The organism is Streptomyces venezuelae, assembly GCF_008642355.1.
GTDB lineage: Bacteria > Actinomycetota > Actinomycetes > Streptomycetales > Streptomycetaceae > Streptomyces > Streptomyces venezuelae_B.
Window position 1 is genome coordinate 7313401 of record NZ_CP029193.1, and the last position, 18809, is coordinate 7332209.

Annotated in this window: 2 protein-coding genes; both read left to right on the forward strand. The window is 73.4% G+C overall.

All coding sequences use genetic code 11. From position 1 onward, the window contains the following. The first annotated feature begins 3 nt into the window (after positions 1 to 3). Positions 4 to 6615, forward strand: a complete 6612-nt coding sequence (locus DEJ47_RS33390) for a type I polyketide synthase (RefSeq protein WP_150174725.1) — start codon at positions 4 to 6, stop codon at positions 6613 to 6615. Positions 6616 to 6675: 60 nt separating this feature from the next. Further along, positions 6676 to 18801, forward strand: a complete 12126-nt coding sequence (locus tag DEJ47_RS33395) for an SDR family NAD(P)-dependent oxidoreductase (protein WP_398338877.1) — start codon at positions 6676 to 6678, stop codon at positions 18799 to 18801. Positions 18802 to 18809 lie beyond the last annotated feature (8 nt).

The following is an 18809-nucleotide window of genomic DNA, read 5'->3' on the forward strand; positions in this document are numbered from 1 at the left end:
CACATGGCGAGTGAAGAGCTACTGGTCGAGTATCTGCGCAGGGTGACCACCGAGCTCCACGACACGCGTCGGCGCCTGGCGCACGAGGAGGACCGCAGGCACGAGCCGATCGCCGTCGTCGGGATGGCCTGCCGCTTCCCGGGCGGCGTGTCCTCCCCGGAGGACCTCTGGGACCTCGTGGCCGCAGGGAAGGACGCCATCGAGGACTTCCCGACCGACCGGGGGTGGGATCTGGAGTCGCTCTACCACCCGGACCCGGCCCACTACGCCACCAGCTACGTGCGCCACGGCGGATTCGTGGACGACGCCTGCTCCTTCGACGCCGACTTCTTCGGCATCAGCCCGCGCGAGGCGCTGGCGATGGACCCGCAGCAGCGCCTGATGCTGGAGACGTCCTGGGAGCTCTTCGAGCGTGCCGGCATCGACCCCGTCTCCCTCAAGGGCAGTCTCACGGGTGTCTACGCGGGTGTGTCGAGCGAGGACTACATGTCCCAACTGCCCCGCATCCCCGAAGGGTTCGAGGGACACGCCACCACGGGCAGCCTCACCAGCGTCATCTCCGGCCGGGTGGCCTACCACTACGGTCTCGAAGGCCCCGCCGTCACCGTCGACACGGCCTGCTCGGCCTCGCTCGTCGCCATCCACCTGGCGAGCCAGGCGCTGCGCCAGGGCGACTGCGACCTGGCGCTCGCGGGCGGGGTGCTCGTGCTGTCGAGCCCGCTGATGTTCACCGAGTTCTGCCGCCAGCGCGGACTCGCGCCCGACGGGCGCTGCAAGCCGTTCGCCGCCGCGGCCGACGGCACCGGCTTCTCCGAGGGCATCGGCCTGATCCTGCTCGAACGCCTCTCGGACGCCCGCCGCAACGGCCACGACGTCCTGGCCGTCGTCCGCGGCTCGGCGGTGAACCAGGACGGCGCGAGCAACGGCCTCACCGCCCCCAACGACGCCGCGCAGGAACAGGTCATCCGAGCCGCCCTCGCGAGCGCCCGCCTCGCCCCGGCCGAGGTGGACGCGGTCGAGGCACACGGTACCGGCACCAAACTGGGCGACCCCATCGAAGCCGGCGCCCTGCTCGCCACCTATGGGCGGCACCGCGAGAGCCCCCTCCTGCTCGGCTCCCTCAAGTCCAACATCGGCCACACGCACGCCACGGCCGGTGTCGCCGGAGTCATCAAGACCGTGATGGCCATCCGCAACGGCCTGGTACCCGCAACACTCCACGTCGAGGAACTCAGCCCACATGTCGACTGGGACGAGGGCGCGATCGAGGTCGTCACCGAGCCCACCCCATGGCCCGACACCGGCCACCCGCGCCGGGCGGGCGTGTCCGCGTTCGGCATCTCGGGGACGAACGCGCATCTGATCCTGGAAGAGGCGCCGCGTGACGAGGCCGCGACGCGGGAGGCTGTCGCGGCCCCGCCGGGATCGGTGGTGCCGTGGGTGGTCTCCGGACGGACACCCGACGCGCTGCGCGAACAGGCCCGTCGTCTGAATGAGTTCGTCGCGGGAGACACGGAGGCGCTGCCGGGCGAGGTCGGCTGGTCCCTGGCCACTACGCGGTCGGTGTTCGAGCACCGGGCCGTGGTGGTCGGCCGCGACCGGGACGCTCTGACGGACGGTCTTGGGGCGCTGGCTTCCGGTGTGGTGTCTGCGGATGTGGTGTCAGGGGTGACGTCCGGTGATGTGGGTCCTGGACCGGTGTTGGTGTTTCCGGGGCAGGGGTCGCAGTGGGTCGGGATGGGCGCGCAGTTGCTGGAGGAGTCGCCCGTGTTCGCGGCCCGCATCGGTGAGTGTGAGCGGGCGCTGTCGGAGTATGTGGACTGGTCGTTGACGGAGGTGTTGCGCGGGGACGGCAGTGAGCTGTCGCGGGTGGAGGTCGTGCAGCCGGTGTTGTGGGCGGTGATGGTCTCGCTCGCCGCGGTGTGGGTGGATCAGGGGATTACGCCTGCGGCGGTGATCGGGCATTCGCAGGGTGAGATGGCCGCTGCGTGTGTCGCGGGTGCGCTGTCGCTGGAGGATGCGGCGCGGATCGTTGCGGTACGCAGCGACGCACTGCGGCAGTTGCAGGGGCATGGTGACATGGCGTCCGTCGGCACCAGTGCAGGGCGGGTCGTCGAGCTGATCGGGGACCGGCCGGGCGTCAGCGTCGCGGCCGTCAACGGGCCGTCTTCCACGGTGATTTCTGGTTCGCCCGAGCATGTGGCGGCTGTCGTTGCCGAGGCGGAAGAGTGTGGTCTTCGCGCCCGGGTGATCGATGTCGGCTACGCCTCCCATAACCCCCAGATCGACGCACTGCACGATCTGCTCTCCGAGCGCCTGGCCGACATCCGGCCCGTCTCGACTGACGTGGCGTTCTACTCCACCGTCACCGCCGAGCGGCTGGCAGACACCACCGCCCTGGACACCGCCTACTGGGTCACCAACCTCCGCCAGCCCGTCCGCTTTGCCGAGACGGTCGAAGCGCTCCTTGCCGACGGCTACCGGCTGTTCATCGAGGCCAGCGCCCACCCCGTCCTTGCCCTCGGCATGGAGGAGACCATCGAGCGGGCCGACGTGCCCGCCACCGTCGTCCCCACCCTGCGCCGCGACCACGGCGACACCGCCCAGCTCACCCGCGCCGCCGCCCAAGCCTTCGCGGCAGGCGCGGACATCGACTGGCGGCGCTGGTTCCCGGCCGACCCGACCCCTCGTACCGTCGACCTGCCCACGTACGCCTTCCAGCGCCGACGCTACTGGCTGGCCGACAGGGTGAGGCGGGACGACGTCGGACAACAGGGGACGGCCGGGTCCGGGCACGCGCAGTTGCCCACCGTCGTCGCGCTCGCCGACGGGGGAGTGGTGCTCGACGGGCGGGTCTCCGCCGAGCGTGGGGGCTGGCTGGGCGGGCACGTGGTCGCCGGGACCGTTCTGGTGCCGGGTGCCGCGATCGTGGAGTGGGTGCTGCGGGCCGCCGACGACGCGGGGTGCGGGACTCTCCAGGAGCTGACCCTCCAGGCGCCCTTGGTGCTGCCCGAGCGGGGCGGCTGCGAGGTCCAGGTCGTCGTGGGCGCGGCCGACGACCAGGGCAGGAGCGACGTACGCGTGTACTCGCGCCCTGAGCGGGATGCCGGTGCCGTGTGGGTGTGTCATGCCGTCGGCGAGCTCGGGCGGGAGCCGGGGGCGAGGCCTGCGCGGCAGGCCGGTGCGTGGCCTCCGGCGGGGGCGGAACCGGTGGACGTGAGCGACTTCTACGACCGGGTCGTCGCCGCCGGATACGAGTACGGGCCCGCGTTCCGTGGACTGCGTGCGATGTGGCGGCAAGGGGAGGAGCTGCTGGCGGAGGTGGAGCTGCCCGAGCAGGCCGGTTCACCCGCCGGGTTCGGCATGCATCCCGCGCTGCTGGACGCCGCTCTGCACCCGCTGCTCGCACAGCGGGGTCTCGACGCGGACGGTTCCGGGGCCGCGGCCGAGCAGGTGCTGTTGCCGTTCACCTGGAGCGGTGTCTCGCTGTGGGCCACCGATGCCACGACCGTGCGTGTGCGCATCGGCGGACTCCGTGGACCGGGTCGGCTGCTCGGGGGCGGCGAGGAGACGGTGTCGCTGGTCGTGACCGACCCCGCCGGGGCGCCCGTCCTCGACGTCTCCGAGCTGCGGCTGCGGTCCACCGGCGCCCAGCAGGTGCGGGCGGCGGTGGGATCGGTCGGGTCCGGTGCCGACGGGCTGTACGAACTGCGGTGGACACCGCTTCCCGTTCCGGCGACCGCGGACGGGCCGGGTGCGGTCGATGGCATCGGCTGTGTGACGCTCGGTGGGCTGGACGCCGAGGGCGTACGGGGACTCGCCGACGCCGATGGCGAACCGCCCTCGGTGGTGCTGGCCCCCGTGGACACTTCGGACGCGGTGACCGGAGGGGACGGACTCGACCTGACGGTACGTGTGTTGGGTGTCGTCCAGGAGTTTCTTGCCGAGCCCCGCCTTGAGCAGACGCAACTCGTCTTCGTCACTCGCGGTGCGACCGGTCCCCATGAGGGAGACGGGGAGTCGTACGCCCCTGACCCGGCGGGCGCGGCCGTGTGGGGTCTGGTGCGCAGCGCGCAGTCGGAGAATCCGGGCCGGTTCGTCCTGCTCGACCTGGATGTCGCGCTCGACCACGGCGGCCGTGAGGTTCTGCGCTCCGTCCGGCGCGCGACCGAGGCCGACGAGGCTCAAATCGCTGTTCGGGGTGAGCGGTTGCTGGTTCCCAGGTGGGCGCGGGCCGACAAGCCCGCCGAACTGTCCGGGCCGCCCGGGGTGCGGGCCTGGCGGCTCGTCGGCGGCGCGTCCGGAACGCTCGACGCCGTCCAGGCCGTGGGCTGCGAAGAGGTGCTGGGCTCGCTGGGGGCAGGGCAGGTCCGCATCGCCGTGCATACGGCAGGCGTCAACTTCCGTGACGTACTGATCGCGCTCGGCATGTATCCGGACGCCGACGCGCTGCCCGGCACCGAGGCGGCCGGTGTGGTGACGGAGGTCGGGCCGGGTGTCACCGGGTTGTCGGCGGGCGACCGGGTGATGGGCATGCTGGAGGGCGCCTTCGGGCCGTGGGCCGTCGCCGACGCGCGCATGCTGGCGCCGGTCCCGGCCGGCTGGGACATGCGGCAGGCGGCAGCCGCTCCGGCCGCGTTCCTCACCGCCTGGTACGGCCTGGTCGAACTGGCCGAGCTGAAGGCCGGTGAGCGGGTGTTGATCCATGCCGCCACGGGTGGTGTGGGGAGGGCGGCGGTGCAGATCGCGCGGCATCTCGGGGCCGAGGTGTTCGCCACGGCCAGTCCGGCCAAGCACGCCGTGCTGGAGGAGATGGGCATTGATGCCGCGCATCGTGCCTCCTCCCGGGACCTCGCCTTCGAGGGCGCGTTCCGGCAGGCCACCGACGGCCGGGGCATGGACGTCGTACTCAACAGTCTCACCGGCGAACTCCTCGACGCGTCCCTGCGGTTGCTCGGCGGCGGCACCGGTGCGGGTGGGCGTCTCGTCGAGATGGGCAAGAGCGATCCCCGAGACCCCGAACTGGTCGCGCTGGAACATCCCGGCGTGTCGTACGAGGCCTTCGACCTGGTCGCCGACGCCGGGCCCGAGCGGCTCGGGCGGATGCTCGACCTGCTCGGAGGCCTCTTCGCCGACGGGACGCTGGTGCCCCTGCCGGTCGCGGCACGGCCCCTGGGGCGGGCACCCGAGGTGTTCCGGCACATGAGCCAGGCGAAGCACACCGGCAAGCTCGTGCTCGACGTACCCGCTCCGCTCGACCCCGACGGCACCGTCCTCATCACCGGCGGCACCGGCACCATCGGCGCCGCCGTGGCCGAACACCTGGCACGCACGGGCGAGAGCAGGCACCTGCTCCTCGTCGGCCGCAACGGAGACGCGGCCGAGGGCGCGGACGAACTCGCCGCGCGGATGACCGAGTTGGGTGCCGACGTCACCTTCGCGGCCGTCGACGTGACCGAGCCCGGCGCCGTCGCCGGGCTGATCGCAGGAATTGATCCGGCGCACCCGCTGACCGGCGTCATACACGCCGCCGGCGTGCTCGACAACGCCATGATCGGCAGCCAGAGCCCCGAGAGCCTCGCCCGGGTGTGGGCGGCCAAGGCGGCGGCCGCGTACGAACTGCACGAAGCCACACGGGAGATGCGGCTCGGCATGTTCGTGACGTTCTCCTCCTTCGCCTCCACCATGGGCACCCCTGGCCAGGCCAACTACGCCTCCGCCAACGCCTACTGCGACGCGCTGGCCGCCCGCCGCCGCGCCGAGGGCCTCCCCGGGCTCTCCGTGGCATGGGGGCTGTGGGAGACCGCCAGCGGCCTCACCGGCACGCTGTCGGCGGCCGACCGGGCCCGCATCGACCGGTACGGCATCAAACCCACGGGCGCCGGACGCGGCTGCGCCCTGCTGGCCGCCGCACGCACCCACGGGCGCCCCGACCTGCTCGCGATGGACCTCGACCCGCGAGTCCCTGCCGCATCCGACGCCCCGGTCCCCGCCGTCCTGCGCACGCTTGCGGCCGCGGCGACATCCGCGACCGCGCGGCCCACCGCGGCCGCGGCGGGCGGGGCGACACACTGGTCCGACAGGCTCACCGGCCTCACCGCCGAGGAGCGACTCGACCTCCTCACCACCCTGGTGCGCACCCAGGCGGCCGGAGTGCTCGGTCACGCGGACCCGGACGCGGTGCAGGTCGACACGCCGTTCAAGGAACTCGGCCTCGACTCGCTCACCGCCGTGGAACTCCGCAACAGGCTCGCCGCCGCGACCGGCCTGAAACTGCCCGCCGCGCTCGTCTTCGACTACCCGCAGGCCCACGTGCTCGCCGCCCACCTGGCCGAACGGCTCGCCCCCGACGCGGCGGCGCAGGCGGGGCGGGCGGCGAGCGGCGACACGACCGCCCACGCCCTCCAGGAGGTGGCCCGGGTCGAGCACGCCTTGTCCGCCGCCGTCGCCCAGGGACTGGACCAGGCGGCCGTCGCGGCCCGCCTGGAGGCCCTCCTCGCCCGCTTCACGGCGAGTACGGCCGCCGCGGCGGACGGCGACGACGCGGTGGACCAGCTGGAGACGGCCACCGCCGAACAGGTACTGGACTTCATCGACAACGAACTCGGGGTGTGAGCCGCGTGCCGGCCGCACACCTCGCGTCGCGATCACGGGCGGGGAGTTGAAGCGCACATGGTGAGCGAAGAGAAACTGGTCGACTACCTCAAGCGTGTCTCCGCGGACCTGCACGCCACCCGGCAACGGCTGCGCGAGGCGGAGGAGCGCGACCAGGAACCGGTGGCCGTGGTCGAGATGGCCTGCCGCTACCCCGGCGGCGTCCGCACCCCCGAAGACCTGTGGGACCTGGTCTCCGCGGGCGGCAACGCGCTGGGCCCCTTCCCCGACAACCGCGGGTGGGACCTGGAGCGGCTCTTCCACCCCGACCCCGACCACCCCGGGACGAGCTACGCACGCGAGGGCGGATTCGTCCACGACGTCGACCGGTTCGACCCCGAGTTCTTCGGCATCAGCCCGCGCGAGGCCGCCGTCCTCGACCCGCAGCAGCGACTGCTCCTGGAGTGCGCCTGGGAGGCCCTCGAGCGCGCGGGCATCGACCCGCAGTCGCTGCGGGGCAGCAGCACCGGCGTGTACGCGGGCGCCGCACTGCCCGGCTTCGGCACGCCGCACATCGACGCGGCGGCGGAGGGCCACCTGGTCACGGGCAGCGCCCCGAGCGTCCTCTCGGGCCGCCTCGCCTACACCTTCGGCCTCGAAGGGCCCGCGGTGACGATCGACACCGCCTGCTCGTCGTCGCTCGTCGCCGTGCACCTCGCCGCGCACGCGCTGCGGCGGCGCGAGTGCGACCTGGCGCTCGCGGGCGGCGTCACCGTCATGCCCACGCCGTACGTCTTCACCGAGTTCTCCCGCCAGCGCGGCCTCGCCGCGGACGGCCGCTGCAAGCCGTTCGCGGCCGCCGCCGACGGCACCGCCTTCTCCGAGGGCGCCGGACTCCTCGTACTGGAACGCCTCGCCGACGCCCGCCGCGCCGGGCACCGGGTACTCGCCGTCATCCGCGGCTCGGCCGTCAACCAGGACGGAGCGAGCAACGGGCTCACCGCCCCCAACGGGCCCTCCCAGCAGCGCGTGATCCGTGCCGCCCTCGCCGGGGCACGGCTCTCGCCCTCGGAGGTCGACGCGGTCGAGGCGCACGGCACGGGCACGCGGCTCGGCGACCCCATCGAGGCCGACGCGCTCCTCGCCACGTACGGACAGGAGCGGCACGAGGGCCGGCCGCTGTGGCTCGGCTCGGTCAAGTCCAACATCGGCCACACGCAGGGTGCCGCCGGGGCGGCGGGCCTCATCAAGATGGTGCAGGCGCTGCGGCACCAGACGCTGCCCGCCACGCTGTACGCCGACGAGCCCACGCCGCACGCCGACTGGGAGTCGGGCGCGGTGCGGCTGCTCACGGAGCCCGTCGCGTGGCCCGCGGGCGAGCGGGTGCGCCGGGCGGGCATCTCGTCGTTCGGCATCTCCGGCACGAACGCCCACCTCATCCTGGAGGAGGCGCCTCCGGCCGACGCGGAGGCGGAGGGGGCCGCTGACGGGGCTCGTCCCTCGGGCGTGCGGGCTCCGTCGCCGTGGCTGCTGTCGGCGCGCACGCCTGAGGCGTTGCGGGCGCAGGCGGACGCGTTGGGAGGTTACGTCTCCGCGCAGGACGACGAAGCCGTCGATCAAGTCGACGTCGCCGGGACCCTGCTCCGCCGCTCCCTCTTCGAGCACCGTGCCGTCGTACTCGGTGACGGCCACGGCGAACGTGTCGCCGCTCTGGCCGCGCTCGCGGGAGGACGCGCGCACCCCGCCCTCGTCCGTGGCTCGGGCCCCGCCCGCAGCGGGGGCACCGCCTTCCTCTTCACCGGGCAGGGGAGCCAACGGCCAGGCATGGGTGCCCAGTTGTACGCCGCCTTCGACACGTTCGCGCAGTCCCTGGACGAGACCTGCGCCCACCTGGACCCGCTCCTCGAACAACCCCTGCGGGACACCCTGTTCGCCCCCGCTCACACCGCGCGGGCCGCCGCGCTGCACGGGACCGGCGTCACCCAGGCCGCCCTGTTCGCGCTCGAAGTCGCCCTGTACCGGCTGGTGACCTCCTTCGGGATCACGCCCAGCCATCTGACGGGTCACTCCGTCGGCGAGATCACCGCCGCGCACGTAGCCGGGGTCCTCACCCTGCCCGACGCCTGCACGCTGGTCGCCGCCCGCGGACGCCTCATGCAGGCCCTGCCGGCGGGCGGCGCGATGCTCGCCGTGCAGGCGGCCGAGGACGACATGCTGCCGCTGCTCGCCGGGCGCGAGGAGAGCCTCTCCCTCGCCGCAGTCAACGGCCCCGCCGCCGTCGTCGTGTCCGGTGACGCCGACGCCGTCGCGGACATCCAGCAGAACCTGCGCGGGCGCGGGCTCAAGACCAAACGGCTCAACGTCAGCCACGCCTTCCACTCACCGCTCATCGAGCCCATGCTCGACGACTTCCGTGCCGTGACCCGCAGTCTCACCTTCCACGCGCCGGCCCTGCCCGTCGTCTCCAACCTCACCGGCCGCCTCGCCGACGCGGAACTGCTCGCCGACCCCGAGTACTGGGCACGGCACGTACGGCAGCCCGTGCGGTTCCACGACGGACTGCGCGCCCTGGGCGACCAGGGCGTCGTGCGGTACCTGGAACTGGGGCCCGACCCGGTCCTCGCCACGATGGTCCAGGATTGCCTGCCGGCCCGGACGGGCGACGAGGAGGACGATGAGCCGGTCGTCGCCGCGGCACTCCGCTCCGGACACGAAGAGGCCCGCACGCTGCTCGGCGCCGTCGCCGCGCTCCACGTCGACGGACAGCCGGCCGACCTCGGTGCCCTCGTCGCCGACGCCGCACAACTCCCGCTGCCCACCTACCGGTTCCAACGCCGACGCTACTGGCGCCCCACCCCCGACGCCGCCGCCCCGGCCCGCGCCGCCGACCTCCAGGAAACCGGCCACCCCCTCCTGCCCGCCGTCATCCACCAGGCCGACGGCGGCCTCCTCCTCGCGGGACGCCTCTCCCTGCGTACGCACCCGTGGCTCGGCGACCACGCCATCGCGGGCGGCGTACCGCTGCCCGCCACCGCGTTCGTCGAACTCGCCCTGCTCGCGGGGCGGCACGGCGACTGCGACACCGTCGACGACCTGACGCTGGAGACGCCGCTGCTGCTCGACGACCCCGATGCGGGGGCAAGTGCGGATACGGCCATCGCTGATGGCGTGAAGGTTCAGGTCGCCCTCGGTGCCCCCGACGAGTCCGGCCGCCGCACCCTCACCATCCACTCCCGGCCCGCGGGCGCCGAAGGCGACGACGTGACGGGCGGGTACGGCGAGGACGGTGACCCGTACGGGTGGCGCCGCCACGCAACCGGCGTCCTCACGACCGGTCGGGCCACCCGGCCGCCCACGCTCCCGGCGGCGCGCGAAGCCACCCCGTGGCCGCCGGCCGAGGCCACCGCCCTCGACGTGGACGCGCTGTACGCCCGCCTCGACGCCCAGGGCTACAGCTACGGGCCCGCCTTCCGCGCCGTACACGCCGCCTGGCGGCACGGCGACGACCTGTACGCGGAGGTCCGCCTCGCCGACGAACAGCGCGCCGACGCCGCCGCGTTCGCACTGCACCCGGCCCTCTTCGACGCGGCGCTGCACGTGGTGGACGAGCTGTACCGCGACGCCGGGAGCGGTTCGGATCTCGCCGACGCGCCGGTGCGGCTGCCCTTCTCCTTCAGCGACATACGCCACCACGCCACCGGCGCCACGCGCCTGCGCGTCCGGCTCGGCCCGCGGGGCGACGACCAGTTGCGACTGACGCTGACCGACGCCGAGGGCGCCCCCGTGGCCACGGTCGACTCCCTCCAACTGCGCGTCGTCGCCGCCGACCGCTGGCGGACCGCCCTCCCGGCGACCGCGCTCCCGCTCCACCACGTGGACTGGCGGCAACTTCTCCTGCCCGACACGGCGCCGACGACGTCCGCCTCCTGGGCCGTGCTCGGCCCCGACGACGCGGGCCTCGGCCCGACCGTGAGCCGCTATCCGGACCTGACCGCCCTGACGGACGCCGTGGCGAACGGCGAACCCGTACCGGACATCGTGTTCGCCCCGATGCCCGTCGAGGGCACGGTGGACGATCTCCCCACCCGCGTACGAGCACACGCCCGGCACGCCCTCGACCTGCTGCGCGCCTGGTACGCCTCGGACACGCTGTCCTCCGCCCGCCTCGTCGTCCTCACCACGGGCGCCGTCACCGCCCGTGCGGACGACAGCCCCGCCGACCTGGCCACCGCACCCCTCTGGGGCCTGGTCCGCGCCGCCCAGGCCGAACAGCCCGACCGCGTCCTGCTCGTCGACACGGACCGCACTCCGGCATCACGCCACGCCCTGCCCACGGCCCTGGCCGCGGCGACCACGCACGTGTCGGAAACGGAACTGGTGCTGCGCACAGGCACGGCACTGGTACCGCGCCTCACCGCGACCGCACGCCTGCCCCGAACACCCGCCCCCACGACCCCGACCTCGGCCCCAGCACCCATCCCCCCGACCGGCACCACCCTCATCACCGGCGGTACCGGCGGCCTCGGCCGCGCCGTTGCCCGGCACCTCGCCACCTCTCACGGCGTACGCCACCTGCTCCTCGTGAGCCGGCGCGGCGAGGCCGCCGACGGCGTCGCCGAGTTGCGGGACGACCTCGCGGACGTCGACGTCGACATACGCGTCGCCGCCTGCGACATCACCGACCCCGACGCGCTGGCCCGGCTCATCGCGGACATCCCCACCGCCCACCCCCTCACCGCCGTCGTCCACACCGCGGGCGTCATCGACGACAGCCTCATCGCGACCATGACCCCCGAACGGCTCGACGCCGTCCTCGCGCCCAAGGCCGACGCCGCCTGGACCCTGCACGCACTCACACGCGACATGAATCTGTCCGCGTTCGTCCTGTTCTCCTCCGGCGCCTCCGTCCTCGGCAACGGCGGCCAGTCCAACTACGCCGCGGCCAACACCTTCCTCAACACCCTCGCCGAACACCGCCGCGCCGAAGGCCTCGCCGCCACCTCCCTGGCCTGGGGCCTGTGGGAGTCCGCGTCCGGTGGCATGGCCGCCCGGCTCGGCGACGCCGACCGCGCCCGCATCCACCGCACCGGCGTCGCCGCCCTCACCGACGAGCAGGCGCTCGCCCTCTTCGACGCCGCTCTGACCACCCCGCACCCCACGGTCCTCGCCACCCGCTTCGACCGAGCCGTCCTGCGCGCCCAGGCAGCCGACCACACCCTCCAGCCCGCCCTGCGCGGCCTCGTCCGCACCCCCCGCCCCACCGCGGCCGCCACCACCACCGAACAGAACAGCGCGGCACCCACCTCCTGGACCGCACGCCTGGCGCGGCTCTCCGCCGCCGACCGCGACCGCGCCCTGAGCGACCTCGTCCGCGAACAGATCGCGACCGTCCTCGCCCACCCCGCACCCGAGACCCTCGAACTGGGACGCGCATTCCAGGAGTTGGGCTTCGACTCACTCACCGCCCTGGAACTCCGCAACCGCCTCTCCACCGCAACCGGCATCCGCCTCCCCGCCACCCTCATCTTCGACCACCCCAGCCCCACCGCCCTCGTACGCCACCTCCGCAGCCACCTCCCCGACACCGACACGTCCACCTCCCCGGCCGCCCTCGCCCCGGCACCCCGCGCGACCGCCACCGCCGACGACCCCATCGCCATCGTCGGCATGGCCTGCCACTACCCGGGCGGCGTGACCTCCCCCGAGCAGTTGTGGCGCCTCGTCGCCACCGGCACCGATGCCATCGGACCGTTCCCCGAGGACCGCGGCTGGGACACGGCCGCCCTCTTCGACCCCGACCCCGACCAGGTCGGCCACAGCTACACCCGCGAAGGCGGCTTCCTCTACGACGCCGCCCGGTTCGACGCGGGCTTCTTCGGCATCAGCCCGCGCGAGGCCGCCGCCACCGACCCGCAACAACGCCTGCTCCTCGAAACCGCCTGGCAGGCCTTCGAACACGCGGGCATCGACCCGGCCACGCTCCGCGGCACCTCGTGCGGAGTCATCACCGGGATCATGTACGACGACTACGGCTCCCGCTTCCTCGCCCGCAAGCCGGACGGCTTCGAGGGCCGCATCATGACCGGCAGCACCCCGAGCGTCGCCTCCGGCCGCGTCGCGTACACCTTCGGCCTGGAAGGCCCCGCCATCACGGTGGACACGGCCTGCTCCTCCTCGCTCGTCGCCATGCACCTGGCCTCCCAGGCGCTGCGTCAGGGCGATTGCGGGCTCGCCCTCGCGGGCGGCGTGACCGTCATGGCCACCCCGAACACCTTCGTCGAGTTCTCCCGCCAGCGCGGCCTGGCCCCCGACGGCCGCTGCAAGCCGTTCGCCGCCACCGCCGACGGGACCGGCTGGGGCGAGGGCGCCGGACTCGTCGTCCTGGAGCGCCTCTCCGACGCGCGCCGGAACGGTCACAAGGTTCTCGCGGTCATACGTGGCTCCGCGGTGAACCAGGACGGCGCGAGCAACGGTCTGACCGCGCCGAACGGCCCCTCGCAGGAGCGTGTCATCCGCGCCGCCCTGGCCGGGGCGGGCCGCAGCCCCGACGAGGTGGACGTCGTGGAGGCCCACGGCACGGGCACGACCCTGGGCGACCCCATCGAGGCACAGGCCCTGCTCGCCACGTACGGCCAAGGCCGCTCCGAGGAGCGACCGCTGTGGCTGGGCTCGGTGAAGTCGAACATCGGGCACACGCAGGCCGCCGCCGGTGTGGCGGGCGTCATCAAGATGGTCATGGCGCTCCAGAACGACCTGCTGCCGGCGACCCTCCACGCCGACGAGCCGACTCCGCACGTGGAGTGGGACGGCGGCGGTGTACGCCTGCTCACCGACCCCGTCCCCTGGACGCGTGGCGAACGCGCGCGGCGCGCCGGGGTGTCCTCCTTCGGTATCTCCGGGACGAATGCGCATCTGATTCTGGAGGAGGCTCCAGAGGTAGCGGCTGATGTTGTCGCTCCGGTGCCCGATGGTGCGGTGGTGCCGTGGGTGGTTTCGGGGCGGACGCGGGATGCGTTGCGGGCGCAGGCGCGGCGGCTGGGTGAGTTCGTGGCGGATGGCGTGGGGGCGGCTGCGGGTGAGGTGGGGTGGTCGCTGGTCACGACGCGGTCTGTGTTCGAGCATCGGGCCGTGGTCGTGGGCCGGGACCGCGACGCGCTCCTCACCGGACTGCGCTCCCTGGCAGCGGGCGAGCCCTCCCCGGACGTCGTGCAGGGCGCCGTGCGGGGGGCTTCCGGCGCGGGGCCGGTGCTCGTGTTCCCGGGGCAGGGCTCGCAGTGGGTCGGGATGGGCGCGCAGTTGCTGGAGGAGTCGCCCGTGTTCGCGGCCCGCATCGGTGAGTGTGAGCGGGCGCTGTCCGCGTATGTGGACTGGTCGCTGACGGAGGTGTTGCGCGGGGACGGCAGCGAGCTGGCCCGCGTCGAGGTCGTGCAGCCCGTGCTGTGGGCGGTGATGGTCTCGCTCGCCGCCGTGTGGGCGGATCAGGGGATTACGCCTGCGGCTGTGATCGGGCATTCGCAGGGCGAGATGGCTGCCGCGTGTGTCGCGGGTGCGCTGTCGCTGGAGGATGCGGCACGGATCGTTGCGGTACGCAGTGACGCACTGCGGCAGTTGCAGGGGCACGGTGACATGGCGTCCGTCGGCACCAGCGCCGAGCAAGTCGTCGAGCTGATCGGCGACCGGCCGGGCGTCAGCGTCGCAGCCGTCAACGGCCCCTCATCCACGGTCATTTCTGGTTCGCCCGAGGATGTGGCGGCCGTCGTCGCGGACGCGGAAGCGGCCGGACTGCGGGCTCGGGTGATCGACGTCGGCTACGCCTCCCACAACCCCCAGATCGACGCACTGCACGACCTGCTCACCGAGCGCCTGGCCGACATCCGACCCACCCCCACCGACATCGCCTTCTACTCCACCGTCACCGCCGAACGACTCGACGACACCGCCGCCCTCGACACCGCCTACTGGATCACCAACCTCCGCCAACCCGTCCGCTTCGCCGACACCGTCGAAGCGCTCCTCGCCGACGGCTACCGCCTCTTCATCGAAGCCAGCCCCCACCCCGTCCTCAACCTCGGCATCCAGGAGACCATCGAGCAGGCCGACGCGAGCGCCACCGTCGTCCCCACCCTGCGCCGCGACCACGGCGACACCGCCCAGCTCACCCGCGCCGCCGCCCAAGCCTTCGCGGCAGGCGCGGACATCGACTGGCGGCGCTGGTTCCCGGCCGACCCGACTCCTCGTACCGTCGATCTGCCCACGTACGCCTTCCAGCACCAGCACTACTGGCTGGAGGAGCCCGCCGGGACGACCGGTGATGCCGCCGATCTGGGCATGGTCTCGGCCGGACATCCGTTGCTCGGTGCCTGTGTGGAACTCGCCGAGGCCGACTCGTACTTGCTCACCGGCCGGCTCTCCCGTACGGCTCCGCCCTGGCTCGCCGAGCATGGGGTGGCGGGAACCGCCCTCGTGCCGGGTGCCGCGATCGTGGAGTGGGTGCTGCGGGCCGCCGACGAGGCCGGGTGCACGACGGTCGACGAGCTCATGCTGCAGGCGCCGCTCGTGCTGCCGGACAACGGAGGCCTTCAGGTTCAGGTGTCCGTGGGCGCGGCCGACGAGCAGGGCGGCCGGCGTGACGTACGCGTGTATTCACGTCCTGATCAGTCGGGTCGGGGCGGCGGAGCCGAGTGGCTGTGTCACGCGGTCGGTGTGGTGAGCCCGGAAGTCGTGGTGGAGCCGCCCACCTTGGGCGGGCAGTGGCCGCCCGCCGGAGCTGAATCCGTGGACATGAAGGGTTTCTACTCGCGGGCCGCGGAGGCGGGTTACGAGTACGGGCCCGCGTTCCAGGGGCTCAGCGCGCTGTGGCGGCACGGGACGGAGCTGCTCGCCGAGGTGGAGCTGCGCGAACCGGCCGGGCCGCCCGCCGGGTTCGGCATGCACCCGGCGCTGCTGGACGCCGCCCTGCATGCGCTGATGTTTCTCGACCGGCCCGAAGACGGGCAGATGTGGCTGCCGTACGCCTGGAACGGCGTGTCGTTGCACGCGGACGGCGCGACGCGGCTCCGCGTCCGGCTCTCCCCGCAGGGAGAGTCCGCCGAGCGCGACCTGAAGGTGGTCATCGCCGACGGGACGGGCGCGCCCGTCCTGAACGTCGACGCGCTGACGCTCCGCGCGGCCGACCCCGCCCGGCTCGTGTCGGCGGCCGCCCGCGGTGGCGTCGACGGGCTCTACACCGTGGAGTGGACTCCCCTCCCCGTCCCTGCCTCCGGAGTATCTGCCTCCGGAGCCCCGGCCTCCGGCGCCGCGGAGGGTGGGGAGTGGGTCACTCTTCCGGGACGCGCCGGGATGACCGACCTGGTGACGGCGGCTGTTGCCGGGGGGACGGTGCCGTGGGCGGTCATGGCTCGCGTCGAGAGTGACGCGGGCGACGGTCTGCGGGTCGCCGAGCGTGTGCTGTCCGTGGTGCAGGACTTCCTGGCCGCCCCAGAGCTGGCGGAGTCCCGTCTCCTCGTGGTGACACGCGGTGCAATGGCCGTCGGGGGCGCCGAAGGCGTCGAGGGCGATGAGGGCGACGACAGCGTGGACCCGTCGGCCGCGGTCGCGTGGGGCCTCGTGCGGAGCGCCCAGTCGGAGAACCCCGGCCGCTTCGCCCTGCTCGACACGGATATCGGCACCGATATCGGCACGGATACCGGCACCGACATCGGAACGGACCTCGACACCGTCACCGACACAGCTCTGGAAGTACTGCCTCAAGCCGTCATACGCCACGCCGTCACCGTCCTCGACGAGCCGCAACTTGCCCTCCGCGCCGGGCGTTTGTACGTACCGCGTCTCACTCCCTCCGGCGCCCCCGAGGAGCTCGTCCCGCCCGTCGGGTCGGCCGCCTGGCGGCTCGGCACCTCCGGTACCGCCACCCTGGAGAACCTGTCGGTCATCGACGCCCCGGAGGCGCTCGCGCCGCTGGCGGCCGGGCAGGTGCGGGTCTCCGTGCGGGCCGCGGGGATGAACTTCCGCGACGTGCTGATCGCGGTCGGCATGTATCCCGACAAGGGCACCTTCGCGGGGAGCGAGGGCGCCGGGTATGTGACGGAGGTCGGGCCCGGCGTCACGCGTCTCGGGGTCGGCGACCGCGTGATGGGGCTGTTCGAGGGGGCGTTCGCGCCGTTGGCGGTCGCGGACGCACGGATGGTCGTGCCGGTGCCGGAGGGGTGGAGCCTCCAGGAGGCCGCGGCGGTGCCCGTCGTGTTCCTGACCGCCTGGTACGGGCTCGTGGACCTCGGACGCCTCAAGGCGGGCGAGACCCTGCTCATCCATGCGGGCACCGGCGGCGTGGGCATGGCCGCCACGCAGATCGCCCGCCACCTCGGTGCCGAGGTGTACGCCACCGCGAGCCCCGCCAAGCACGGCGTCCTCGACGGCATGGGCATCGACGCGGACCATCGTGCCTCGTCCCGCGACCTCGACTTCGAGAGGACCCTGCGGGAGGCGACGGGTGGGCGCGGCGTGGATGTCGTACTCAACAGCCTGGCCGGGGAGTTCACCGACGCGTCGCTGCGTCTGCTCGCGCCCGGCGGGCGGATGGTCGACATGGGCAAGACCGACAAGCGCGATCCCGAGCGTGTCGCCGCCGATCACGGGGGCGCGTGGTACCGGGCGTTCGATCTCGTACCGCACGCGGGCCCCGACCGGATCGGGGACATGCTGGCGGAGATGGGCGAGTTGTTCACCTCCGGGGTGCTGGCGCCGCCGCCGGTGAAGGCGTGGCCGCTGGGCCGGGCGCGGCAGGCGTTCCGGTTCATGAGCCAGGCGAAGCACACGGGCAAACTGGTGCTTGAGATCCCGCCCTCCCTCGACCCGGACGGCACGGTCCTCATCACCGGCGGAACCGGGGTGCTGGCCGCCGCGGTGGCCGAGCACATGGTCGGGGAGTGGGGTGTACGACACCTGCTGCTGGCCGGGAGGCGCGGCTCGGACGCGCCCGGGTGCGGCGAACTCGTGGCACGGCTCCAGGGGTTGGGGGCCGAGGTGAGTGTCGTCGCGGCCGACGTCGGTGACGCGGACGCGGTCGCTGAACTCGTCGGCAAGACGGATCCCGCCCATCCGTTGACCGGCGTGATCCACGCGGCCGGTGTCCTGGACGACGCCGTCGTCACCGCGCAGACGCCCGAGAGCCTCGCACGCGTGTGGGCGGCGAAGGCCACCGCCGCGCGGCACCTGCACGAAGCGACGCGGGAGACGCGGCTCGGACTGTTCGCCGTGTTCTCGTCGGCAGCGGCGACACTCGGCAGCCCCGGGCAGGCCAACTACGCCGCGGCGAACGCCTATTGTGACGCACTCGTCCGACGTCGCTGTGCCGAGGGGCTCACCGGACTCGCGGTCGGCTGGGGGCTGTGGCAGACGGCCAGCAGTATGACCGGGCATCTCGGCGAGGCGGACCTGGCGCGCATGAAGCGCACCGGGTTCACCCCGCTGACCACGGAGAAGGGCTTGACCCTGCTGGACGTGGCGCGCGCCCACGGCCGGCCCCATGTGGTCGCGGTGGACCTCGACGCGCGCGTCGTCGCCGCGCAGCCCGCCGCGTCCCGGCCCGCGCTCCTGCGCGCCCTGGCCGGCGCGGCACCGGGGACGCGGAGCGCGCGGCGTACCGCGGCTGCGGACGCCGCGGTGTCGGCGGACGGGCCGGCCGCGCGGCTCGCCGGGCTCCCGCCCGCCGAACGGCGCCGCGTGCTGCTCGACGTGGTCCGGAGCAACGTCGCGGGCGTCCTCGGGCACACCGATCACGACGCGGTCCGCCCGGACACGTCGTTCAAGGAGCTCGGCTTCGACTCCCTGACCGCCGTGGAACTCCGCAACCGCCTGGCGGCGGCAACCGGCCTCAAACTGCCCGCGGCGCTCGTCTTCGACTACCCGGAGTCCGCCACCCTCGTCGAGCACCTCTTGGAGCGGCTGTCTCCCGACGGCGCCCCGCAGCCGCTCAAGGACGCCGCCGACCCGGTGCTCAACGAACTCGGCAGGATCGAGTCCTCCCTGGACGCTCTCGCCCTCGACGACGCGGCGCGGGGCCGCGTCACCAGGCGCCTCAACACGCTCCTGACCAAGCTGAACGGCTCCGGCCCCGATGGGGGCGCCGTGGCCGGCGTGACCGACCTGGACACGCTCGACGACGTGTCCGACGACGAGATGTTCGAGTTCATCGACCGTGAGTTGTGACCTGAGCT